7 protein-coding genes and 1 pseudogene are annotated in these 9,005 nt (G+C 64.4%); 3 read left to right on the top strand and 5 right to left on the bottom strand.

Features of this window, described 5'->3' with window-relative positions; genetic code table 11:
* Together LDN95_RS22425 and LDN95_RS22420 are read left to right on the top strand one after the other, a co-directional pair.
* Positions 1-106: pseudogene (locus LDN95_RS22425) on the top strand (IS5/IS1182 family transposase); the annotation flags it as partial.
* An 11-nt stretch (positions 107-117) separates the two neighbouring features.
* Entirely contained in the window at positions 118-840 is a 723-nt protein-coding gene (locus LDN95_RS22420; RefSeq protein WP_226019734.1) for a type ISP restriction/modification enzyme, read from the top strand.
* Between the two features lie 308 nt (positions 841-1,148).
* Here LDN95_RS22420 and LDN95_RS22415 read toward each other — a convergent pair whose 3' ends face one another.
* From LDN95_RS22415 to LDN95_RS22400, 4 genes are all read right to left on the bottom strand, one after another.
* Positions 1,149-2,597 carry an efflux transporter outer membrane subunit gene (locus LDN95_RS22415; RefSeq protein WP_226019732.1) on the bottom strand — a complete coding sequence of 483 codons (1,449 nt, stop codon included), beginning with the start codon at positions 2,595-2,597 and terminating at the stop codon, positions 1,149-1,151.
* Positions 2,598-2,607: 10 nt separating this feature from the next.
* Positions 2,608-5,787 (bottom strand): efflux RND transporter permease subunit, encoded by a 3,180-nt coding sequence (locus LDN95_RS22410; RefSeq protein ID WP_226019731.1) that lies wholly within the window; start codon positions 5,785-5,787, stop codon positions 2,608-2,610.
* 123 nt (positions 5,788-5,910) lie between these two features.
* A complete protein-coding gene (locus LDN95_RS22405; protein ID WP_226019733.1) occupies positions 5,911-7,041 on the bottom strand; it encodes an efflux RND transporter periplasmic adaptor subunit in 1,131 nt (376 codons plus the stop codon).
* A 655-nt stretch (positions 7,042-7,696) separates the two neighbouring features.
* Complete coding sequence (locus LDN95_RS22400; RefSeq protein WP_226019730.1) at positions 7,697-8,332, bottom strand: TetR/AcrR family transcriptional regulator; 636 nt, start codon at positions 8,330-8,332, stop codon at positions 7,697-7,699.
* 84 nt (positions 8,333-8,416) lie between these two features.
* Here LDN95_RS22400 and LDN95_RS22395 point away from each other — a divergent pair, with 84 nt between their 5' ends.
* Positions 8,417-8,653: a hypothetical protein gene (locus LDN95_RS22395; protein WP_226019729.1), complete on the top strand. Its 237-nt coding sequence runs from the start codon at positions 8,417-8,419 to the stop codon at positions 8,651-8,653.
* 10 nt (positions 8,654-8,663) lie between these two features.
* On the opposite strand, the gene LDN95_RS22390 is transcribed toward LDN95_RS22395, so the two are convergent.
* The coding region (locus LDN95_RS22390; protein WP_305082592.1) for a putative PEP-binding protein at positions 8,664-9,005 on the bottom strand (342 nt) is incomplete at its 5' end.

The following is a 9,005-nucleotide window of genomic DNA, read 5'->3' as shown; positions in this document are numbered from 1 at the left end:
CCTCGCCAAAGACTGGGAACGCTCCATCGAGAGCTCGACCGCGTGGGCGAATATCGCTTCTATCCGGATGCTAACCCGCAGAATTGCGCGACTTTCAGCCGCATGACAGACTTTTGAATCGGGCTCTTAGGCGCGAACGTCGTCTTCGATACTTGCCTGCTAAAAAATGGCAACGGAAGCACCCAATGCGTTCCCCGCTACCGCTACACTAAATCCGGCGAACGCGTCGACAACATCACCGATTGGGGCCTAAACAAGTTCACCGCGCGCTATGGCAAGAAGGGCGTCACCAAGGACGCCATCTTTGCCTACAGCTACGCCGTGTTGCACGATCCGGTCTACCGCGAGAAATACGCGCTGAACCTGAAGCGCGAGTTTCCGCGCATTCCGTTCTATCCCGACTTCGCGCAGTGGGTGGCTTGGGGTGAAGCGCTGATGGCCATGCACATTGGATACGAGCAGGTAGAGCCATGGTTGGTGGAGCGGATCGACACGCCGCAGCCCAAGCGCGCGCCGGGCACGCATCCCAAGCCGGTGTTGAAAAGCAATGTGGCGGCAGGCAACGTGGTGCTTGACGCAGATACGCAGATAACCGGCATTCCGTCGCAGGCGTGGAATTACCGACTGGGCAATCGCAGCGCCATCGATTGGGTGCTGGATCAGCACAAGGAAAAGAAGCCTCGCGACCCGACAATCGCCGCCAAGTTCAACACTTATCGCTTTGCCGATTACAAGGAGAGCATGATTGACCTGCTTGCCCGCGTGGTCCGCGTGAGTGTAGACACGGTAGCGATTACCGCAGCGATGCAAGCGCTTGATCGATCAGACTGGACCGAGTGAAGCGGCAGGCCGTGGCCGCGCAAAGGCGGACGGAAACAGTGGAAAAAAGGGGTAGCATGATGGCGCTGGGGGCCTTTCTGGGGGCCTCTATCAAAAACCACCCAAAGATTCTCTATATTCAGCAACCTCTTACGCGATTTTCACGGTTCCGTCCCCGGCACCACTTCTTCCAAAATCCTCATAGCTCCGTGTACTTGCAAGAAATGGCTTAAATCCGCCATTTCCTGAAGGTTATCGACCTTTTCCGAAGCCCCCTCCATCATGACGAACCGGGACGGAAGGGTGCTGCGGAAACCTGGCAGGCGGACTCACGCCCCGGGCGGTACCGTATCGGCTCGCCACCCGCCGCCAAGCGCGCGGAACAGATCGACTTGCGCGAAGGCGGCGTCGCGGCGGGCGGCAACAAGTTCGCTTTCAGCGTTGGCCTGGGTGCGTTGTGCATCGAGGACGGTCAGAAAATCGATGCGGCCTTCGCGCTGGCGGGCCAGCGTGATCCGGGCCGCGCGACCGGCCTCGTCGCGCGCGCGCTGCAGCGTGTCGATCCGGGTCCGCAACTGCGCGTAAATCGACAGGGCGCGCTCGGCTTCTTCCAGCGCGGTCAGTACGGTGCCATCGAACCGGGCGAGCGAGGCCGCACTGTCAGCACGCGCCGCGGCAATTTGCGCGCGCACCGCCGCAGTGTTGGGGAAAGTCCAGCTGATCAGCGGCCCGACCGACCAGCGCGTCGATTCACCACCGAGCACGTTCATCCCGCCCAGCGCCGTCGAACCGCCAGAGGCACCAAGACTGATATGCGGGTACAATTGCGCGGTTGCGACACCGATCCGCGCGGTGTCGGCGGCCAGCCGCCGTTCAGCCGCACGCACGTCGGGACGATTGGCGAGCAGGGCTGCACCATCGCCTACCGGAATGGGTTGTGCCGGATGCGGGGTGACATCGCGGGTTGCAAGATCGGCGGGCAGATCCTGCGGCGTGCGCCCGGTCAGGGTGGCCAACCGCAGCAGCGCGCTTTGCCGATCCGCCGTCAGTTGCGGGATTGCCGCCGCCTGCTGATCGCGCAATGCCTGGACGCGGATGACGTCGAGCCGATCCGACCGACCGACATCGAACCGGGCGCCGGTGATGCGCACCGACTTGTCGAGCAACGCGACCGTGTCCTGCGCAACCTTCAGGCGCTCCGCGCTTGTGGTAATGTCTAGGTAGGCGCGCACGGTATCGGCCACCACGGCCACGCGCACCGCGTCCGCATCGGCTTGCGTAGCGGCGGCATCTCCGTGGGCGGCCTCGATCCCGCGGCTGACGCGCCCGAACAGGTCGACCTCGTAAGACAGCGTCAGCCCACCGTCATAGCTCGAGGCCTCGCGCTGCTGGCCTGCGCCCAGTTGCGCGCTCGAGAACCGTTCGCGCTGCGCCGACGCGCCGATCGTGGTAGTCGGCAGCCGTTCGGAGCGGGCATCGCGCAGCACCGCACGGGCACGATCGACCCGCGCGGCGGCAACCCGAAGGTCGGTATTTGCAGCCAGCGCGACGGCGACCTCGCGGTCGAGCACCGGATCGCCATAGAGTTCCCACCACCGTTCAACGACGGCGCCGCGCGTGGTGGCCGCAGTGTCGGCGGCAACGAACGGAGCCGAAGCCGAAACCGGGGTGGTCGCCGGGTGATAATCCGGCCCCACCGCACAGCCGCTGAGCAGGCTCATTACGAGCAACAGGTATTTGCTGTTCCGGGCGAGCAGATACTGGAAGTTCGGCATCATGATCAGCCTCCTATTCGGCGGGATGCAGGGACGCGAGATGTGCCGGGCGACCAATGCGCTCGGCCATTCGACGGCAAAGGACATAGAAAGTGGGGGTGAACAGCAATCCGAACCCGGTGACCCCGGCCATGCCATAGAACACCGCCGTGCCCAGTGCCTGGCGCAGTTCGGCCCCTGCCCCGCTGGCAAAGACCAACGGCACAGCGCCCAGAATGAAGGCAAGGCTGGTCATCAGGATCGGGCGTAGCCGGGTGCGCGCAGCCTGGATTGCCGCCTCGACCGGACTAAGCCCCTGTTCGTCCTCGGCCTGCTTGGCGAATTCGACCACCAGGATGGCGTTCTTTGCCGCCAGCGCGATCAGTACGACCAGACCGATCTGCGTGAGGATGTTGTTGTCCATCCCGCGCAGGTTCACCCCGGCCATGGCCGCGAACAGGCACATCGGCACAATCAGGATAATCGCCACCGGCAAGGCCAGGCTTTCGTATTGCGCGGCCAGCACCAGGAACACGAACAGCACAGCCATGCCGAACACGACGCCTGCTGTGTTTCCGGCATGCTGCTGCTGAAAGGCGATGTCGGTCCATTCGCCGCCGTAACCGGGCGACAGCGTCGTATCGGCCAGCTTTTCGATCGTGGTCAGCGATTGGCCAGTGGAATAGCCGGGCGCGGTGTCCCCATCGATTTCGACCGCCGGCTGCAAATTGTAGCGCACCACGCGGTAAGGCCCGGTCTTGTCGCTGAACGTCGCGACCGATCCCAACGGCACCATCTGCCCGGTATTGGACCGGGTTTTCAGATTGGCGATATCGGCAACAGTTTCGCGATGGTCCTGATCGGCTTGCGCGGTGACGTGGTATGTCCGACCCAGCAGGTTGAAATCGTTGACGAAGGCCGATCCGAGATAGACCTGCATCGCCTCGAACACGCGCTCTGGCGGCACGCCGAGCAAGTCGGCCTTGCGGCGATCGACGTCGGCGAAAACGCGCGGCGTGCCGAGGTCGAACAGCGTGTAGACCTGATGCAGACCAGGCTGCGCATTGGCCTTGGCAATCAACGCCCCGGCCTGCTTGTTCAGAGCCTCATAACCGCGCCCTTCATGGTCCTGCAGCATATAGCGGTAGCCGCCGCCCGCACCGATGCCCTGGATCACCGGCGGAGGCAGGATCAGGATCCGCGCCTTGTCGTAATCGGCAACCGCGTGCTTGGCCTGATCCATGATTCCCTGGTAAGTCGCCCCCACCGCCTGCCGTTCGGCAAAGGTCTTGAACGGGAAGTAGATCGCGGCCGAATTGGGCGCGGCGGTCTGTGACGGGCCGTGGAAGCCCGCAAACATTACCGCACCGCGCAAGCCCTTGATCGGCAGAATGCGCGCCGCGACATCGCGCGTGACGGCATCGGTGCGTTCAAGCGACGCACCCGATGGCAACTGCACCACGGCGAGGAAATAGCCCTGGTCCTGTGCCGGAATGAAGCCCGAAGGCGTCACCCAGAACAACGCCACCGTCGCTGCGATCAGCGCGGCATAGGTGCCCAGCATGCGGCGCGGTGCGCCCAGCAGACGACGCGTGAGGTCGGCATACCAATCGGACAGGCGATCGAACGCGCTGTTGAAGCTTTCCCCCGCCCGCGCCAGCAGACGTCGCCAGCCGGGTGCCCGGGCATCGCCAACCGCGCTGGCCGCGTGCGAGCGCAGCAGCAGCGCAGCGGCCGCGGGCGAAAGCGTCAGGCTGAGCACCAGCGAAACCACCGTCGCGGTCGAGATCGTTACGGCGAACTGCTTGTAGAACGCGCCCGAAAGGCCGGTGATGAACAGTGTCGGCACGAACACCGCGCACAGTACCAGCACGATCGCAACCAGCGCTCCGGCCACTTCGTCCATCGAAGTGCGCGCGGCCTGCAACGGCGTCTGGCCAAGGCTGATGTTGCGTTCGACGTTTTCGACCACCACGATTGCATCGTCGACGACGATGCCGATCGCTAGCACCATGCCGAACAGCGACAACGCGTTGAGCGAATAGCCGAGTGACAGCAGCATGATCGCCGCTCCCAGCAACGACACTGGAATGGCGATGATCGGGATCACGGCGGCGCGCCAGTTTTGCAGGAACACCAGGATTACCAGCACGACCAGCACCACCGCCTCGAACAGCGTGTGATAGACGGCGTCGATCGACTGGCCGATGAATTCGGTGGGGTTGTAGATCACCGAATATTCCATCCCGTGCGGGAAGGACTTGGAGATGGAGTCCATCTCGGCTCTGACCAACTTGGCCGAATCCAGCGCGTTCGAGCCCGGGCGCTGCATCACGGCAATGACGACCGTCGGCTTGTTCGAGAGGTAAGTGTTGGTGCCGTAGTCCTGCGCGCCAAGTTCGACGCGTGCCACGTCGCGCACGCGCACCTGATGGCCATCGGCGTCGGTACGGATGACGATGCCGGCGAACTGATCGGGCGTGGTCAGGCGCCCCTGCATCTCGACGCCAAGCTGGAAGGCATCGCCCTTGGCCACGGGCGGCGCACCAAGCGCGCCAGAGGAAACCTGCACGTTCTGCGAACGCAGCGCGGCAACGATCTCGCCGGCCGTCAGGTTGAGCGAGGCCGCGCGCCCCGGATCGATCCAGATGCGCATGGCATAATCGCGGGCCCCGAAAAGTTGCACGTCGCCCACACCGTCAAGCCGCGCCAACCGGTCACGCACCTGGGTCAGCGCATAGTTCGACAGGTAATCGCGGCTCAGGCTGCCATCGGGCGATTGCAGGTTCACCACCATCAGGAAGTCGGGCGAGGTCTTGCGCGTCACAACGCCCAGCCGCTGTACTTCGTCGGGCAGGCGCGGCACGGCCACGGCCACGCGGTTCTGCACCAGCACTTGCGCATTATCGAGATTGGTGCCGATCTTGAAGGTGACGGTGATCTTCAGATTGCCGTCGCCGGTCGACTGGCTGCTCATGTAGAGCATGTTGTCGACGCCGTTTATCTCCTGCTCGATCGGCGCGGCAACCGTGTTGGCCACGGTTTCGGCCGAAGCGCCGGGATATTGGGCGTTCACCGTCACGGTCGGGGGTACGATGTCGGGGTACTGCGATACCGGCAGTGCGAAAAAGGCGAGCGCCCCCACCACCGAGATGATCACAGCGATTACCCCGGCAAAGATCGGGCGGTCGATGAAGAAGCGGGATAGTCGCATGATTGGGTGTCCCGAAGGAAAGGGAAGGCGTGCAGCGTCCGTCAGCGGACGGTGATCCGCCCGATGTGACGACAATCAAAATGGGCTGATCAGGCAGAACCGGCCGATCAGGCTATCCTCGCATCAGTGCGCGAATGTGGCCTGGGCGGCGGCCGGAGCGCCGGTCACGGATGCGCGGACATCTGCCTGTGGGGTTATCGGGGCTGCCCGGGTCTGCACCCGCGCGCCGGGCATTGCCGCCTGCAGATTGGTCACGACCACCCGGTCGGTCGGTTGCAGACCGCTGCGGATCACGCGGAGGCCGCGCACCAGCGGTCCCAGTTCGACCGGCTTGGCACCGACCGTGCCATCGGCACCGACCACCAACACGGTCTTGCGTGCCTGATCCGACTGGATCGCCTCATCGGGTACCAGCAGTGCCTTGACCTTTCCGCCGCCCGACATCCGCATGTTGCCATAGAGCCCGGGGGTCAGGAATAGTTTGGGGTTGGCGATGACTGCCCGCCCCCGGATCGTGCCCGAATGCGGATCAAGTCCGTTGTCGGTGAAGTCGAGCCGACCCTGCCAGGCATAGCCGGGCTCGTCCTGCAGCCTGATCTCCACTTGCGGTTCGGTGCCGTGGGCCGCTTCGTCCCGCTTGGCCTTGAGGAACAGGGCCTCGGAACTGTCGAACTCGAAATAGATCGGATCGAGCGCGTTGATCGTGGTCAGCAAGGTAGCATTGCTGCCCTCGCCCGCCGCCACAAGGTTGCCAACATCGACCCGGCGATCGGAAACACGACCGGCGATCGGCGCGCGCACCTGGGTGAATTCCATATCGAGCGCACGCTGGCGGGCACGCGCCTCGGCGGCGGCAAGGTTTGCCTGAGCCGCTTGCAGGCGCGCCCGCAAGCCGTCGACCTCACCGGCCGAAACCGCTTCGTCACCCGACAGACGCGAGGCGCGGGTATAGTCGGACCGGGCGAGCACCAGCGCGCTGCGCGCGGCGGCGACATTGGCCTGCGCTTCGGCCAATGCAGCGCGATACGGCCGTTCATCGATAGTGAATAGCAATTGCCCCTTGTGCACCAGATCGCCGTCATGGAAGTACAGCGCGGTAACTTGCCCCGCGACGCGCGGGCGCACTTCAACCATCTGGCTGGGGGCAAAGCGACCGACAAAGTCATCCCATTGGACCACTGGAGCGACCAGCGGAGCGGCTACGCCCAGTGTCGCCATCGGCGGAACAGCGGCTGCGGCCGGGGGGCGCATCATGGTCGTCCAGCCGATCGCCGCGACCAGCGCGATGGCAATCCCGCCAACCGCCAGTTGGCGCGTGCGCTTGCGCTTTGCCGGAACGATGGTGTCGGCGGCCGGGCGGGTTCGCAGCGCATTTGGCTGGCGCCGAGCGGTTTCGATGGTGGTCAGCATGTCCATCAGGGGGTGCTCCGAAATTCTGGACCTATTGGGGTCGTGCACTGCAAACGTCGGCGGGCTTCGAGATCGCCAGACTTCGAGATCGCCAGACAGGGTCGCGCCGCCGCACACCGGGCAAACCCGATGCACCGGCGCTACCGGTCTGATCGTGTGTGTATTGCCTCTTCCCGGACGCAGGGTGCCGGTCCCGTCCGACGGCGCCCCGCGAACGGAGCAAGCCACTGCCGGACAGGGACCGGCATCAGTCCGCGCGGCTGGCGCCCCGGGTTTCGGGCACGACAGGCAACGGACCGGACCCGGCGCAAGCTTTTGCCTGCCACCGGACATATGGATGTGGTGAGCGCGTCACAACGCGGGGATTGATCGCGCCGTCGACGTCCAGCCGGGGGAGAAGCTGCCCCACCACATTCAATACCAAGCGGTATATAATAGTGCGCCGGGGGCGTCAATACATTTCTGTACCGATTGGTAATTTAAGGGAGCAAAGGCTCCGTCAGGTGCCCGGCCACAGCGACAGCGTCGTCTCGACGAGTTGTTCGAGCTGTTCCTTCGGCGCACCTGACGCTGCTTGCACGCTAAGCCCCTGCATCACTGCGCTCAGGTACGAGGACAGCGCTTCGGGCGCGACACTGTCAGGAATGTCGCCTTCGGCCTTGGCCCGATGGAACCGCTCAACGATCGCACGATCCGACGACGCGCGCCGCGCCATCACATCTTCACGAATCGAGTCGGCAAAGTTCACGCATGCGACCGCGCTGATGACCCCCATGCAACCGCGTGGATCGTCACCGCCGCTTTGCAAGGCGAGTGCACCATGAAGGAAACGCTCGGCCACAGCCTTAGCCGTGGGCGCTTCGAGCGCGGTCTGGACATAAGCCAGCTTGTCGCGCTCATAAAGGTCCAGGGCCTTGCGAAACAAGGCTTCCTTGTTGCCGAAACAAGCATAAAGGCTGGGCTTGGTGATGCCCATCGCGTCGGTCAGTTCGGCCATCGAGGCGCCTTCATAACCGCGCTTCCAGAACACCTGGAGCGCGGCCGCCAAGGCCGTGTCGGCACAGAACTGACGTGGGCGGCCACGCGCCGCGCCCGCAGCTTCCGCAGTCTCAATCAAGTCCGCTTCGCTTTCCATACCGCTCGGTACATAGGATGTCTGTGTGCCAAAGTCCAGTTCCGCCCACTTGCATTCAGGGGAACGCAACCGTGGGAGCGGTGTATGGCCCGGACTTTGTCGCCTGGAATGGCCGATCAGCGCCTTTACGGCCGATCGGTCACCGATCAGGGCCTGACAAGCGCGCTGGACCGTCCGGGGCCGCCGCTGGGCAAAGCTGGCCTTGCGCGGGCGCAGGTTGCGTTTGGCGAGCGTGCCGATGGCGAAGGTCGGGTTACCGAAACCTTCGCCATCCTGACGCTGAGCGGGTGGGCGAAAGTGCTGCGCCCACCCAAGTTCTAGCGCGCTTTGCTTACCCCAGCGCGGCTTGTGCTGCCGCCAGCCGCGCGATGGGGACGCGGTAGGGGCTGGCGGAGACGTAGTCGAGGCCGGTCTTTTCGCAGAACGCGATGCTGGCCGGATCGCCGCCGTGTTCGCCGCAGATGCCAAGCTTGAGGCCGGGGCGCGTCTTGCGGCCACGCTCGGCCGCCAGTTCGACCAGTTGCCCCACGCCCTCGATGTCGAGGCTGACGAACGGGTCGCGCGGGTAGATGCCCTGTTCGACATAGGGGTTGAGGAAGCGCGCCGCATCGTCGCGGCTGACGCCCAGCGTGGTCTGCGTCAGGTCGTTGGTGCCGAACGAGAAGAACGTCGC

The sequence above is a fragment of the Novosphingobium sp. FKTRR1 genome (assembly GCF_020404405.1).
GTDB lineage: Bacteria > Pseudomonadota > Alphaproteobacteria > Sphingomonadales > Sphingomonadaceae > Novosphingobium.
This window is presented reverse-complemented; position numbering and strand designations above follow the sequence as displayed.